The 14,272-nt window shown below is 45.6% G+C and carries 11 protein-coding genes, 1 tRNA gene and 1 rRNA gene; 6 read left to right on the top strand and 7 right to left on the bottom strand.

Going from position 1 to position 14,272, the window contains the following annotated elements:
- Window positions 1-37 precede the first annotated feature (37 nt).
- Window positions 38-153: ribosomal RNA gene (gene rrf, locus MU515_RS09390) — 5S ribosomal RNA — on the top strand.
- An 86-nt stretch (window positions 154-239) separates the two neighbouring features.
- Window positions 240-330: transfer RNA gene (locus MU515_RS09385), tRNA-Ser, on the top strand.
- A 241-nt stretch (window positions 331-571) separates the two neighbouring features.
- Here the strand turns inward: MU515_RS09385 and add are convergent.
- The 6 genes from add to glnA all read right to left on the bottom strand — a co-directional run bounded on the left by add (window position 572) and on the right by glnA (window position 9,129).
- Complete coding sequence (gene add, locus MU515_RS09380; protein ID WP_260260163.1) at window positions 572-1,576, bottom strand: adenosine deaminase; 1,005 nt, start codon at window positions 1,574-1,576, stop codon at window positions 572-574.
- Between the two features lie 98 nt (window positions 1,577-1,674).
- Window positions 1,675-4,215: a phosphodiesterase GepA gene (gepA, locus tag MU515_RS09375; RefSeq protein WP_260260162.1), complete on the bottom strand. Its 2,541-nt coding sequence runs from the start codon at window positions 4,213-4,215 to the stop codon at window positions 1,675-1,677.
- Window positions 4,216-4,439: 224 nt separating this feature from the next.
- Window positions 4,440-5,843: a nitrogen regulation protein NR(I) gene (gene glnG / locus MU515_RS09370; RefSeq protein WP_260260161.1), complete on the bottom strand. Its 1,404-nt coding sequence runs from the start codon at window positions 5,841-5,843 to the stop codon at window positions 4,440-4,442.
- 37 nt (window positions 5,844-5,880) lie between these two features.
- A complete protein-coding gene (glnL, locus tag MU515_RS09365; protein ID WP_260260160.1) occupies window positions 5,881-6,927 on the bottom strand; it encodes a nitrogen regulation protein NR(II) in 1,047 nt (348 codons plus the stop codon).
- Window positions 6,928-7,052: 125 nt separating this feature from the next.
- Window positions 7,053-7,607, bottom strand: a complete 555-nt coding sequence (locus MU515_RS09360; RefSeq protein WP_260260159.1) for a DUF4124 domain-containing protein — start codon at window positions 7,605-7,607, stop codon at window positions 7,053-7,055.
- A 112-nt stretch (window positions 7,608-7,719) separates the two neighbouring features.
- Window positions 7,720-9,129, bottom strand: a complete 1,410-nt coding sequence (gene glnA, locus MU515_RS09355; protein ID WP_260260158.1) for a glutamate--ammonia ligase — start codon at window positions 9,127-9,129, stop codon at window positions 7,720-7,722.
- Window positions 9,130-9,723: 594 nt separating this feature from the next.
- Between glnA and typA the strand changes: the two genes are divergently transcribed.
- Together typA and MU515_RS09345 are read left to right on the top strand one after the other, a co-directional pair.
- On the top strand, window positions 9,724-11,556 hold the full coding sequence (gene typA, locus MU515_RS09350) for a translational GTPase TypA (protein ID WP_260260157.1): 1,833 nt from the start codon (window positions 9,724-9,726) through the stop codon (window positions 11,554-11,556).
- A 121-nt stretch (window positions 11,557-11,677) separates the two neighbouring features.
- Window positions 11,678-12,208, top strand: a complete 531-nt coding sequence (locus MU515_RS09345) for an AAA family ATPase (RefSeq protein WP_260260156.1) — start codon at window positions 11,678-11,680, stop codon at window positions 12,206-12,208.
- A gap of 4 nt (window positions 12,209-12,212) precedes the next feature.
- Here the strand turns inward: MU515_RS09345 and MU515_RS09340 are convergent, their stop codons facing one another.
- A complete protein-coding gene (locus MU515_RS09340; protein WP_260260155.1) occupies window positions 12,213-12,854 on the bottom strand; it encodes a DUF2959 domain-containing protein in 642 nt (213 codons plus the stop codon).
- 46 nt (window positions 12,855-12,900) lie between these two features.
- On the opposite strand from MU515_RS09340, the gene MU515_RS09335 reads away from it, so the two are divergent.
- Window positions 12,901-13,830, top strand: coding sequence for a virulence factor BrkB family protein (locus MU515_RS09335; RefSeq protein WP_260260154.1), 930 nt, complete (start codon window positions 12,901-12,903; stop codon window positions 13,828-13,830).
- Window positions 13,802-14,236: a D-aminoacyl-tRNA deacylase gene (gene dtd, locus MU515_RS09330; RefSeq protein WP_260260153.1), complete on the top strand. Its 435-nt coding sequence runs from the start codon at window positions 13,802-13,804 to the stop codon at window positions 14,234-14,236. Before MU515_RS09335 ends, dtd begins: the two co-directional genes overlap by 29 nt.
- The last annotated feature ends 36 nt before the right edge of the window (window positions 14,237-14,272 follow it).

Raw genomic sequence — 14,272 nt, 5'->3', positions numbered from 1 at the left:
TATATAAGAGAATCAGCTTTCCGAATTAAAGAATTTGCTTGGCGACCATAGCGTTGTGGACCCACCTGATTCCATGCCGAACTCAGAAGTGAAACGCAATAGCGCCGATGGTAGTGTGGGGTTTCCCCATGTGAGAGTAGGACATCGCCAGGCTTTAAATAAAACTTTCAGATTCAATCTGAGGGTAAAACTAGAATTTAGCATCATTAGTGTAAGACTATATTTTGGTAACAATTTGTGGAGAGATGGCTGAGTGGTTGAAAGCACCGGTCTTGAAAACCGGCATACGTTAATAGCGTATCTAGGGTTCAAATCCCTATCTCTCCGCCACATTAAAAAACCCGCTAAGCAATTAGCGGGTTTTTTACTTTTTGTGCTCCACACTGAAAAATGATAAGCCTCGCTAGAAATAGCGAGGCTTTTTCATACCTGCTATTTGGTCTTGAAATATCTCATTGGTTGTCACTATTCCCTGTACCTCACTTAATTTTAGTTCCTGCGTGGTTAACTTTGTTACGGGTATAAAAAAGCCGACGCTAATGCGTCGGCTAAAGAATCATTGTCTGTGTAATTAGCTACGTTTAGCAGCGATATCACGTAGTGCTTGTTTCTCTGATTCAGAAAGGAAGGCAAGCTCAAGGCCGTTGATTTGCGCTTGGCGAATTTGATCTTGTGATAGGCCAGCTTGAGGAGCTGCTACTTCATACTCGTATGGCAGTTCAATACCTTCTACTGCTGGGTCATCTGTGTTTAGACACGCAAGGACACCGTGCTCAAGGAACTGCTTGATAGGGTGATTTGCTAGAGAGTCCACAGTGCTAGTTTGGAAGTTAGACGTTAGGCAAGACTCAATACCAATACGGTTTTCAGCAAGGAAGTCCATTAGCTTAGGATCGTGGATAGCTTTCACACCGTGACCAATACGAGTTGCGCCAAGATCGCGGATAGCTTGCCACATACTCTCTGCACCTGCGGCTTCGCCTGCGTGTACAGTGACTGCAAGACCGGCATCTTTTACTTGCGTGAAGTGTTTAACGAATTGCTCGCCAGGTTGGCCTAGCTCATCACCTGCCAAATCAACGGCAACGATATGATCTTTTTGCGTTAGGATGCCATCAAGTTCAGTCTGACAAGCTTCTGTACCGAACGTACGGCTCATAATACCGATTAGGTTAGCTTTGATGCCAAAGTCACGCACACCCGCTTGCACGCCATCTACAACTGCTTCTACAACGCCTGCAACAGGTAAGTTGTGTTTCATTGCCATGTAGTATGGAGAAAAACGCAGCTCAGCGTAGTCGATTTGTGCATTTAACGCATCTTCTACGTTTTCGTATGCCACGCGGCGACATGCGTCTAAGTCACCCAATACAGCAACACCCCAATCTAGCTTAGAAAGGAAAGCGACGAGTGAAGGCTCGGCTTCAACAATTTGTACGTGAGGAGTAAGCGATTCAATATCATTCGCTGGCAGTTGCACACCAAATTTTTGGCCTAGTTCTAGGATGGTTTGCGTGCGAATGTTGCCGTCAAGGTGACGGTGCAAATCAGTCAGTGGTAAGTTCTTGGTTATCATTATAGTAATCCCAATAGTGTGAGTTGCACTTAGTATAAGAATCAAAGTACTGAGTGTCAGCACACTAAGGGTGCAAAATCGCCACTAATTGACGACTTCTACTTCATGTTAACCAAATCTGTTGGCCATTCTTCAAAAGGAACTGGGCGGCTGTACAAGAAACCTTGCCCTTGTGGGCAGTTTAATTGAGCCAGCATTTCCGCTTGTTCTGTTGTTTCGATGCCTTCTGCAACGATCTCTACTTTCATACTGCGGGTCATATTGATGATGGCCGCAACAATCGAAGTGTCGAGTTGCTTTCTATCGAGTTTGTTAACGAAAGTACGATCGATCTTGAGGCAGTCGAATGGCAGTTTATGTAGGTAAGCGAGTGAACTGTAGCCTGTACCAAAATCATCAATAGCGATGTGTACGCCCAGATCTCGGATACTTTGCATGTTTTGGATAGTCACAGGATCGTTATCAACAATGCGTGACTCGGTGATCTCTAAAGTCAGGTTTTCAGCTGCCAGCCCAGATTCATCCAACGTACGTTTTATTATCTCAATCAGATCCGGTTGAGATAACTGGTGTACTGATAAGTTAACGTGCAAATGGAAGTCTTTGCCCCATTTACCTTGTTGAATACCACGAACTGTGTCATTACAGGCTTGAACTAGGATCTGTTCGCCTATGGCACCTATAAAGCCGCTTTCTTCGGCGATAGGAATGAAATCAAGTGGCGAGATTAAACCAGATGTTGGTGATAACCAACGTGCGAGCGCCTCTGCTCCAACGACTTGGCCTGTATTTAGATCAATCAGTGGTTGATAGAAAGGCACGAATTCACCCTGTTCAAGGGCCGCTTTAATCTTTGATTGCATCAGTGTGCGCTTGCGAGAGATGTCAGCCATCTCTGGGCGATAGTGACTGATGAAGGTTGGCTCTTGTTTGGCATTGCTCAGTGCGATACTGCCATTACGTAGCCAAAGTGTCATGTTGCTGTGCTTGTTCTCTTTTACAACGCCAAGAGAAACTTGAACAACAATGCTGTCTTGGCCCATAACAAACGGTGAAGCAAACATTTGACGAATGCGGTTTTCGGTTAATGAAATATCTTCATCAGAAAGTGGGCGTGGTAGGTATATTGCGAACTCATCACCACCAATACGAGCGATCATGTTTTCTTCATCGAATAGGGCTCGCAAGCGCTCTGCAATGATAACTAGCAGTTGATCGCCTCGGTGATGCCCCATGCTGTCATTGATATCGCGGAATTTGTTGATACCAACTAAGATCAGGCAACCATCTAATGCGTCCAGCTTATCGCATGTGTCAATCAAACCTTCACGACTGTATAGCTTAGTCAGTGAGTCATAGAGAAGCTGAGTACGAATCGCACGGAATGACGCTTTTAAGTTATCGGTCATCTCATTGAATGCATGTACCAGCATTGAGGTTTCATAAATACTGCCGGGTTTCGGTAGTTCACTATCCCAATCACCTTTAGCAAGCTGTTTGGCTGCTGTTGCGGTGGAGGTGATTGGTGCCACGATGCGGTTAAAGGCAAATAGGCCAATGATGATACCGATGCAGCTTGCGATTAGGCCTAGGATCCAACTATCACGTTGGCTTTCTGGTAGCTTGCCGAGCAAGTCACTTTCAGAAATGGATACGCCGATGTACCACTTCAGGCCGTATTGATCGGTATAAGGAGTAATGTGGTTGAAATAGCGCTCGCCTGAGAGAGAATTGCTGAAGCGGTTAATCTCATTACTAGCAGGTAAATCACGCTGCGCGACGTATTCCGCGCTTGCCTTAATGACTGGGTTTGCGCTTTCTACAGTGAGTAATCGCTGACCTTTTTCGCTTAACTCGGTGCCCCAAGAGATCACGCTGCCGCCAACGGAGTGGGCGATCAGGCGCTGCTCTCCATCAAAGATAAAAATCGCAGCATTGGTTTTCTCTTGTTGTTTGCTAAGGAAGTCATTGAACGTATCGATCTTAACATCGCTGACCACTACGCCTTGGAAGGCTTGGTCATAAAAAACGGGTGTGATGGCTGATAGAGTGACTTCTTGTCGTTCATCTGCGTTGGCGTAAATAGAAGACCAGTGGGATTGGTAGCTACCCACCACTGGTTGATACCACGGACGCACGCGTGGATCGTATCCCTCAATGACTGAGCGAATATTGTCGCTCACTTCATGCCCTTGGTAGATAACAAGGTTGTTGTAAGTACGTTGGTCTTGCAGCATCAAAGTGAAGTCGTTGGTGTCTTCTTTGCGCATCCCGACGTATTCGCCACCTTCACCGCCGAAACCTATATTATCTAGCTGACTAATGTCGGAGTAGAGATCCTGAAAGCTGTTTAGTAATAAGGTTTGGATTGAGGATAGGTCATTTGGTCTATAGAGGTGATTGAATTCAATGTTATGACGCAGGACTAAGCTAGCTTGAAAAGGGGTATTAAGAAAGCGATCTAGCTCGAGTGTGACATTTTCGGTAAGCGATGAAAGCTGCTTACCACTGATGTCATGCACCATCTCTTCATAACTGGTTTTTTGGACGGCCACAATGACCCCAATCGTAAACAAAAAGACGATTACAAAGGGTAAAACGACCGCCGTTCTCAATGTTATGTACTTAGTTGCAGGCATGTTAAGCGTCTTGAGAGATGATGTACTGTAATATTATATTTTTTTATAGTTACGGGCGAGCACTTTTTGGTCAAAAAGTAGCAGCTAGTAGCTCTGGTAATTGGTCAAAAATATTTAACTATCAAGGTGGTAAATTTAGTTAAATATCATTATTTAGACTAATTATAGCTTTGCGCTAGGTCATTAATACCATGAAAAGCACAATCTCACTGTCCAAAATGGAACTAATACAACTCTTTTAGTTTTCTCGTCAGTGTATTCCTACCCCAACCGAGCACTTTTGCGGCGTCTTGCTTATGCCCATTTGTGTGCTCAAGAGCGGCCTCTAGAAGTATACGCTCAAACTCAGGAAGTGCGTAGTTGAGCAAATCGCAATCCCCTTTATTGAGAGACTCTTTAGCCCAGTTGGCCAGTTGGTTTTGCCAACTTGCTTGATGCGCTTGGGTTGGCATTGATTTCGTCTCAAGCAGTTCATCAGGTAAATCATTAGGTAATACTTCGCTACCACTGGCCATGACTGTGAGCCAACGACAAATATTCTCTAGTTGACGAACGTTACCCGGCCAAGCGAGTTTAGTGAGTGTCTCACTGGCTGTTGGGTGTAAGGTCTTCACATCAACACCCAGCTCTTCTGCGGCCAATTGCAGGAAGTGTATAGCGAGTTTTTCAATATCTTGACGGCGCTCTCTAAGCGCAGGGATTTGTATGCGGATGACGTTAAGGCGGTGGAATAAATCCTCGCGGAAATCCCCTTGTTGAACGAGATATTCAAGATTTTGGTGCGTTGCAGCAACGATACGGACATCGACCTTGATCGGAGAATGGCCGCCCACGCGATAAAATTGGCCGTCAGCCAATACGCGTAGTAAGCGAGTTTGAATATCTAATGGCATATCGCCAATTTCATCGAGAAAAAGTGTACCGCCATTGGCTTGCTCAAATCGGCCTTGGCGGACACCATTAGCGCCAGTAAATGCACCTTTCTCATGGCCAAATAGTTCTGACTCAATCAAATCTTTTGGAATGGCTGCCATGTTAAGCGCAATGAATGGGTTCTTTGCTCTTGGGCTGTGGCGATGTAGCGCGTGCGCGACTAACTCTTTACCTGTACCAGATTCACCATTAATTAATACCGAAATGGATGAGCGGGAGAGTCGACCAATCGCACGAAACACCTCTTGCATTGCAGGGGCTTCGCCAATGATTTCTGGGGTTGGGTTTATGTCAGAGTCAGTTTTGCTTTGGTGCTGCTTTTGTTCTTGGCTGTGCGCCAATGCTCTTTCAACCAGAGTTAGGGTTTCATCCACATCAAAAGGCTTTGGGAGATACTCAAAGGCGCCTTGTTGGTATGCATTGACCGCAGCATCCAGATCGGAGTGAGCCGTCATGATGATCACGGGTAAATCAGGAGAGCGTTCATGTACTTGATTTAGCAATTCCATACCGCTGATACCTGGCATACGGATATCAGAGACCAGCACATCGGGCGTCTCTCGCTCGAGCGCTAGCAACACGCTTTCTGCATCAGCAAAAGTTTCGCATTTTATATTGGCTGAGGATAAGGTCTTTTCGATTACCCAGCGAATTGAACTGTCATCATCGACGACCCATACGTATCCTTTACTCATAAACTCTCTTCCTCACAGCAATGCGTTGTTATCGTTATTAAATTGGCAGGTAAATGGTAAAGCAGGTGTGTCCTGGCCAGCTTTCAACATCAATTTTGCCTTTATGTTGATCGATTAAATTTTGCGAAATAGATAAACCAAGGCCAGTACCGCCTTGTCGGCCACTCACCATGGGATAGAACAAGGTGTCTTGTAGATCCGCTGGAATGCCGGGACCGTTATCGACCACCTCAATTCGAGCGGCTAGCTTATAGCGTTGACCATGGATATTGGCTTGATGCACCGTTCTGGTGCGGATTGTTATTTTTCCATCAGGTTGTGGTGCAAGGATTTGACCAGCGTTACTGACGATATTGAGTAGCGCCTGCTCTATCTGGTCTACATCCATGACGATATCGGGCAAGCTAGGGTCGTAATCTCTTTCTATGATGACTTGCTGGCCGATATCTAACTCGACTAATTGACGCACCTTTTCCAAAATCAGATGTAAGTTTTCCGATTTTTTCACCCCGGGTTTTTGTGGGCCAAGTAGTCTGTCTACTAGAGAGCGTAGCCTGTCAGCTTGCTCAATGATGATTTGGGTGTATTCGGTCAGGCTCGGCTCAGGCAGCATTCTTTCGAGTAGTTGTGCCGCACCTCTAAGCCCACCGAGTGGATTCTTTATTTCGTGGGCGAGACCACGGACCAATAGTTTGGCCGCTTGTTGCTGCGCGTGCTGATTTAGCTCTTGTGACAGTCGGCGCTGTTGATCAATTTTGCGCATTTCGACCAAGAGCAGCAGCTCCTTTTGCCAAGAGATAGGGCTGACCGTCACTTCTAGCATCAGAGGTTTACCATCAACAATAAAAGTGACGTCACTATCGGTGATGCTTTGGCCGCTTTGCAATGGTTGAGAAAGTAGCGCCAGATCAAGCGAGGCATGCTGAATAAGCTTACCAAGTGGTTGGTCGACTAAGCGCTTGGCACTTTGTGAAAATAGCTGCTCTGAGGCTGGGTTAGCGTAGCGGACTTGCAGCGATTCATTCATGATCAGAATCGCCGTAACTTGGTGGTTAAGAATGATGTTGTTTAGCTCTTGGCTCACCCGTTGTCTCCTGCGGCTGCGTGCATCCTTTCTTTGCACCAATCTGGTGCATAAGACTCAAGTATGGCTCATTCTTTCAATAAGAGAAAGTAAAATAGAGCTCAAAAAGCCGCAAAGAGAGGGGATTAAACCGGTTTTACCTTAGCCCTTTGCACATGCACCGTTATGGTAGGAGATAATGCAATTTGCTTGCCGTCTCTAATGGCTTGAATTGCAATCACGTGGCTACCTCGGTCAACGTTTTTTAATTGCCATAATGGTTCGATTTGAGGTGCGCCATAAGGTTTGCCATCAAACATTAGCTGCAAGTGCTCAGTGATAGAGAGGTCTCGGTTAAGTTGCGCTTGAATGGTGAGCTTTCCGCTATTACTGCGAATGGCTTGGTCATGCATCGGTTGGAGAAAAGAGATATCAAGTGGCTTTGGGGCGACCTTGGTAGGCTTGTCGGTTTGCGCTTGTTGCGATGAATCAGCACTGGTTGGCGGCGTTTCTGGTAATAACTCAGGAGCCGGGGCCGCTTGTTGATGCTCTGGTAGTTCGAGAGAGGTGGCATTTGGGCTTTCAGGGCTATCACTAAAGTGTAGAACCCCCTTTTCGTCGACCCAAGTGTAGGCCGTTTGAGCTTGGCAGTAGCCCGACAACAATAAACCAAGTAACACGCTGCGAAGGAAAATCGTCATTGTTCATCTCTTCTTACCCGATCATGATAAGTCCATATTAGAGAATCTCAGATAACGCTGCACAAAAAAAAGGCTCGCCTGCGAGGCGAGCCTAATTAACATGTAATTCTAATTAAACTGAGTAGTACAGTTCGAACTCTAGTGGGTGAGTTGTCATGTTGATCTTCTCAACTTCTTGCGCTTTTAGAGCGATGTAAGAGTCGATAAAGTCATCAGAGAATACGCCGCCAGCAGTTAGGAACTCACGATCTTGATCTAGAGCATCAAGCGCTTGTTGTAGAGATTCTGCAACTGTTGGGATTTCTGCTGCTTCTTCTGCTGGTAGGTCGTACAAGTCTTTATCCATTGCTTCACCTGGGTGGATCTTGTTCTTAATACCGTCAAGACCAGCCATTAGCATACATGCGAATGCTAGGTATGGGTTTGCTGTTGGATCTGGGAAACGTACTTCGATACGACGTGCTTTCGGGCTTGGTACCACTGGGATACGGATAGAAGCCGAACGGTTACGTGCAGAGTAAGCTAGCATTACTGGCGCTTCGAAGCCTGGTACTAGACGCTTGTACGAGTTAGTTGAAGCGTTAGCAAATGCGTTGATTGCGCGAGCGTGCTTGATGATACCGCCGATGTAGTAAAGTGCCATTTCAGATAGACCGCCGTACTTGTCACCAGCAAATAGGTTAACACCGTCTTTAGCAAGAGATTGGTGAACGTGCATACCAGAACCGTTATCACCAACTAGTGGCTTAGGCATGAAGGTCGCTGTTTTGCCAAACGCGTGAGCAACGTTGTGTACTACGTATTTGTAAACTTGGATTTCGTCCGCTTTCTCAGTTAGCGTGTTGAAGCGTGTTGCGATCTCGTTTTGACCCGCAGTTGCTACTTCGTGGTGGTGCGCTTCAACGACAAGGCCCATTTCTTCCATGATTAGACACATAGCAGAACGGATGTCTTGTGATGAATCCACAGGAGCTACTGGGAAGTAACCACCTTTAACGCCAGGACGGTGACCTTTGTTACCTTCTTCGTAATCAGAACCTGTGTTCCAAGCTGCTTCTACGTCATCAATCTTGAAGAAAGAACCAGACATGTCAGTTGCGAACTTAACGTCGTCAAATAGGAAGAATTCTGGCTCAGGACCAACTAGAACTGTGTCTGCTAGACCTGTAGCGCGCATGTAATCTTCAGCACGTTTAGCGATAGAGCGTGGGTCGCGATCATAGCCTTGCATAGTTGCAGGCTCAAGAATGTCACAACGGATGTTTAGCGTTGCGTCTTCTGTGAATGGGTCAAGAACAGCAGATGATGCGTCAGGCATCATTACCATGTCAGATTCGTTGATGCCTTTCCAGCCAGCAACTGAAGAACCATCGAACATCTTACCTTCTTCGAAGAAATCAGCGTCGATTTGGTGTGAAGGGATAGAGATATGTTGTTCTTTACCTTTGGTATCGGTAAAGCGCAAATCAACAAACTTAACTTCGTTTTCTTGGATAAGAGATAAAACGTTTTCTACTGACATCTTGGATAACCTCCAGTGTTATTAAAGCGGTAATGGCTCGATTTGCTTACTTGTTGAAGTAATGCTTCTAAAATCCAGCATTGATTAACTCTTGAGTTTGTTTAATCGATGCTGATTTCTATAAAGCCAAATTCGTGCCAAATAAATTAATCCATTAATTTCAATGTATTAGCTTGTAGTTGTGTGTGCTCCATCTTAATTTTGCACTAAATTGGAACTTGGTTGCACCTTTTTGGTGCGCCAGTCCCACCTTGCACAAGTGTGATGCAACACAGCTTTCTCATTCAGCCGATGTTTGATGAAGTTGTCAATGTTTTAGCCATGAATTTCGAGTGAAATTTGCGCGAATTTGCAATTGGCTAAGAGGTTGGAGCTAGCAATCTCAGCTATGCTTAGCGTTGTTAAGTCGTGAGGCTGAAAAAATCATGGCTAATTTGATGGAAAAGAAGCGAAAACATCAGGTGCGGATCACATATTTCTAGGTTTTTCGCCAAAATCTGGTACATTATGGCCGTTTTTTTAATCAGTAAATGTCGCCAGAGAACCACTGTTCTCAGCATGGGGGCATTTCATCTATTAAGTGAATCATAATCCATGGCTACTCCACAGATTGATAAATTAAGAAATATCGCGATTATCGCGCACGTTGACCACGGTAAAACTACCTTGGTTGATAAGCTGCTACAGCAATCAGGCACGCTTGAGTCTCGCGGTGAAGCTGAAGAGCGAGTCATGGACTCGAACGACATCGAGAAAGAACGTGGTATTACCATCCTTGCTAAAAACACAGCAATTAACTGGAATGATTACCGCATCAACATCGTAGATACTCCGGGACACGCGGACTTCGGTGGTGAAGTAGAACGTATCATGTCGATGGTAGATTCAGTACTACTTATCGTTGACGCTGTAGATGGCCCAATGCCTCAAACGCGTTTCGTAACGCAAAAAGCGTTCGCTCACGGTCTTAAGCCAATCGTTGTAATCAACAAGATTGACCGTCCTGGCGCGCGTCCTGACTGGGTTATGGACCAAGTATTCGACCTATTTGATAACCTAGGTGCTACTGATGAGCAACTAGATTTCACCGTTGTTTACGCTTCAGCTCTAAATGGTTGGGCAACAATGGAAGAAGGCGAGACTGGCACAGACATGGAACCATTGTTCCAAGCGGTTGTTGATACAGTAGATGCACCATCTGTTGACCTTGATGGTCCACTACAAATGCAAGTTTCTCAGCTAGACTACAGCTCGTATGTTGGTGTTATCGGTGTTGCTCGTGTGACTCGTGGTTCTGTTAAGCCAAATCAACAAGTGACTATCGTTGGCGCTGATGGTAAGAAGCGTAACGGTAAAGTAGGTACTGTACTTGGTTACTTAGGTCTTGACCGTCACGAAGTAGAGCAAGCTAACGCTGGTGACATCATTGCAATCACAGGTCTAGGTGAGCTGAAAATTTCAGACACTATCTGTGATCAAAACAATGTTGAAGCAATGACTCCGCTTTCTGTTGACGAGCCAACAGTTACAATGACGTTCCAAGTAAACACTTCTCCGTTCGCGGGTAAAGAAGGTAAGTTCGTAACGTCACGTAACATCCTTGAGCGTCTAGAGAAAGAACTGGTACACAACGTTGCACTACGCGTAGAGCAAACAGACGATCCAGACAAATTCCGCGTATCAGGCCGTGGTGAACTTCACCTATCAATCTTGATTGAAAACATGCGTCGTGAAGGTTTCGAGCTAGCAGTATCTCGTCCTGAAGTTATCATCAAGAAAGATGAAAATGGCAACCTTACTGAACCGTTTGAAACAGTGACTATCGACGTGCTTGAAGAGCACCAAGGTGGCATCATGGAGAACATCGGTCTACGTAAAGGTGAGCTAACGGATATGTCTCCAGATGGTAAAGGCCGTGTTCGCATGGACTTCATGATGCCTTCTCGTGGTCTTATCGGTTTCCAAACAGAGTTCTTAACACTAACGTCTGGTTCTGGTCTTCTTTACCACACGTTCGATCACTACGGTCCACACAAAGGTGGCGTAATTGGTCAACGTAACAACGGTGTTCTAATCTCGAACGCAACGGGTAAAGCTCTGACTTACGCACTGTTTAACCTACAAGAGCGTGGCCGTCTATTTGCTGAGCACGCAGATGAAGTATACGAAGGTCAAATCATCGGTATTCATAACCGTTCAAACGACCTGACTGTAAACTGTCTGAAAGGTAAGCAGCTAACCAACGTTCGCGCATCTGGTACTGATGAAGCACAGGTTCTTTCGCCACCAATTCGTCACACTCTAGAGCAAGCTCTTGAGTTCATCGACGAAGACGAGCTAGTAGAAGTAACGCCAGAAAACATTCGTATTCGTAAGAAGCTTCTTACTGAAAACGAACGTAAGCGCGCAGCTCGCCCAGCAAAATAATCGCTGATTTGCGTTAGATTGAAATAATTGAAAGCCCTGAGTTTGACTCAGGGCTTTTTTGTATCGGTTTAATGCAAATCAGATATAATTCATCCAGTTGCAAATCAATGGAAGAGTTTGGATGAAGCCAATTATCATCTCCGGTGGCCCAGGGGCGGGCAAGACCACCTTAATCAATGCATTGGCCGAACGTGGGTATCAAACCTATGCGGAAGTCTCTCGCACTTTAATCGAGCAGCAAGCGGTATTGCCTGATGGTATTTTACCTTGGGTGGATTTGCCAAAGTTTGCTGAGCTGTGTCTTGATGTTATGAGTGAGCAAAAGCGTCAAGCAAGTGTGCACTCGGTCGCCTTTCTTGATCGCGCAATTCCTGATATTTGTGGTTATTTAGCGCAAGCGAATTTGGACATAGAACCGCGTTATATCGAAGGGAGCCACGGCTATCACCCTGTGGTTTATTTATGTCGACCGAACTCAGAGATTTATGTGCAGGATGAGGTAAGGCCTTATCCATTCGAGGGAGCGCTAGAGATTCACGAATCGCTGGTGGCTGTCTACCAGCAACTCGGTTTTGAGATAAAAGAAGTGCCGTGGGGGACGGTAGAGCAGCGCGTCGCGTATATTGAGCAATCGCTCGCGCTGCAAAAATAGAGACTTATTTCGCGTTGAGCTGAGAGAGGAATTTATCCGACTCAGCAATTGCGGCGTTCATTTGCTCAATGGCAAATTCGATATCTCTTTCGAGTGAAATAAACTCGCCTTGTAATGAACCTACCGCACTCGCATTTAGGTTATGCTTTAGGTACAAGGTATTATCACGCAATGTATTGAGTACCGGTGGCATTTTTTGCTCGGCACGTTTCATTGCGTTGAGCATGTTTGAGTAAGAGGCTTGGGTGTCACGTAGCTTTTGCTCGCTAGAGCGACGCAGAGATTCGCTAGTGTAGAGGTCGAGTTCTTGTTGCCATTCGTCAAACAAGGCTTGTGAAACGTCTTCAATGGCCTCAATGCGATCACTCACTCGCTGTGCGGCTTTTTCACTGGCTTGGTATTTGTCGTTGATTTGGTTGTAGACTGCTTCCAGTTCGCCACCATCAAAATTGGTCAGAGCTGACAAGGCTTCTAATGCACTAGTAAACTCTTGTTGAGCTTCTTGTTGGGATTCTTTAGCGTCTTCGACGCGATCGACCATAATATCGCGCTTATGGATGCCGACTTGCTCCATTGCAGCGTAGTAAGTGGATTGGCAGCCCGTTAAAGTGGTGACTGCAATGAATAAAGCGAATAGATAACGCATCGTCACTTCCCTGTATAACATCGAGATGTTAAGGATGAATCAGATAATGGGTAGATACAAGTTGAAAATTGAACCCTATGTGCAGCGCAGCTTGCAGTTTGCGCGCTACCTCTTAAATCGTATGTCTCATGACAGAATTAACGTCAATGCAGGGTATTTGGCGTATATCACTTTGCTTTCTATTGTCCCTATGTTGACGGTACTTCTTTCGGTACTTTCTTCATTTTCGATATTCGCTGATGTAGGCGAAGTGATCCAAGATTTTGTCATCACTCATTTTGTTCCGACTGCGGGGGATGTGGTGAAACAAGCTCTGCTTGAGTTCGTTTCCAACACCGGCAAGATGACTGCTGTGGGCGGTGCATTTTTGTTTATCGCCGCTTTGATGCTGATCTCCAACATCGATAAAAACCTTAATTACATTTGGCGAGTTCAGAGCAAGCGCCGTGCTGTATTCTCATTCTCAATGTACTGGATGGTACTAACACTCGGCCCAATCTTAGTAGGGGCGAGTATTGCGGTGACCTCCTATGTCACTTCGCTGCAAGTGCTAGATAGCCAGGTGTTTTCTTCTGCGTACCAAGCCTTGTTGCGTTGGTTGCCTTTTATTTTGTCATTCTTGGCCTTTGCCGGTTTGTACATGTTGGTACCCAACAAAAAAGTGCAACTTTCTCACGCTATGTTAGGGGCGATAGTTGCGGCATTTTTGTTTGAGCTGAGCAAGAAAGGTTTTGCTGCTTATATTACCCAGTTCCCATCTTATCAGGTGATTTACGGCGCGTTAGCCACCATTCCGATTCTGTTTATTTGGGTTTATCTGTGTTGGCTGATTGTGTTAATTGGTGCGGAAGTCACGGCAGCATTAGGCGAGAAAGAGCACTGGAGCGCGCAACCAGAAGTGATAAACTCAAGTTCGTTAAATCAAGAATCAATAGAAGGAAGTGATAGTGATAGCTCTGATCCAACGCGTGAGTGAAGCCGCAGTCAAAGTCGATGGTGAAATCGTCGGAGAGATCGATAAAGGTTTATTGGTATTGCTCGGTGTTGAAAAGGATGACGATGAAGCCAAAGCCAAGCGCTTAATGGAAAGAGTGACCACTTACCGAGTTTTTGAAGATGAACAAGGTAAGCTGAACCTGAACGTTAAGCAAGTTGAAGGCAAGGTGTTGGTCGTATCGCAATTCACCTTACCGGCGGATACCAAAAAAGGCACCCGCGCAGGTTTTTCTCGTGGTGCACACCCTACAGATGCAGAGCGCTTGTATGATTACTTTGCTGACCAGTGTGAGCAAGTGCTGCCAACTCAACGCGGTCGATTCGCGGCGGATATGAAAGTCTCTTTGGTCAATGATGGCCCTGTGACTTTCTGGCTACAGGTGTAATAGTTAATCGGCTAATGGATTTAGCAGGTAAAGTGC

Origin of the sequence: Vibrio intestinalis, assembly GCF_025195085.2 — a bacterium.
GTDB classification, from domain to species: Bacteria; Pseudomonadota; Gammaproteobacteria; order Enterobacterales; family Vibrionaceae; genus Vibrio; species Vibrio intestinalis.
Note: the sequence above shows the minus strand (reverse complement) of the source record. Positions and strands in the feature narration are given on the sequence as shown.

Excerpts from the sequence above, each read along its gene's own strand:
- add (WP_260260163.1), bottom strand. The coding sequence starts at position 1,576 with ATGATAACCAAGAACTTACCACTGACTGATTTGCACCGTCACCTTGAC.
- gepA (WP_260260162.1), bottom strand. The coding sequence starts at position 4,215 with ATGCCTGCAACTAAGTACATAACATTGAGAACGGCGGTCGTTTTACCC.
- glnG (WP_260260161.1), bottom strand. The coding sequence starts at position 5,843 with ATGAGTAAAGGATACGTATGGGTCGTCGATGATGACAGTTCAATTCGC.
- MU515_RS09360 (WP_260260159.1), bottom strand. The coding sequence starts at position 7,607 with ATGACGATTTTCCTTCGCAGCGTGTTACTTGGTTTATTGTTGTCGGGC.
- glnA (WP_260260158.1), bottom strand. The coding sequence starts at position 9,129 with ATGTCAGTAGAAAACGTTTTATCTCTTATCCAAGAAAACGAAGTTAAG.
- typA (WP_260260157.1), top strand. The coding sequence starts at position 9,724 with ATGGCTACTCCACAGATTGATAAATTAAGAAATATCGCGATTATCGCG.
- MU515_RS09345 (WP_260260156.1), top strand. The coding sequence starts at position 11,678 with ATGAAGCCAATTATCATCTCCGGTGGCCCAGGGGCGGGCAAGACCACC.
- MU515_RS09340 (WP_260260155.1), bottom strand. The coding sequence starts at position 12,854 with ATGCGTTATCTATTCGCTTTATTCATTGCAGTCACCACTTTAACGGGC.
- MU515_RS09335 (WP_260260154.1), top strand. The coding sequence starts at position 12,901 with ATGGGTAGATACAAGTTGAAAATTGAACCCTATGTGCAGCGCAGCTTG.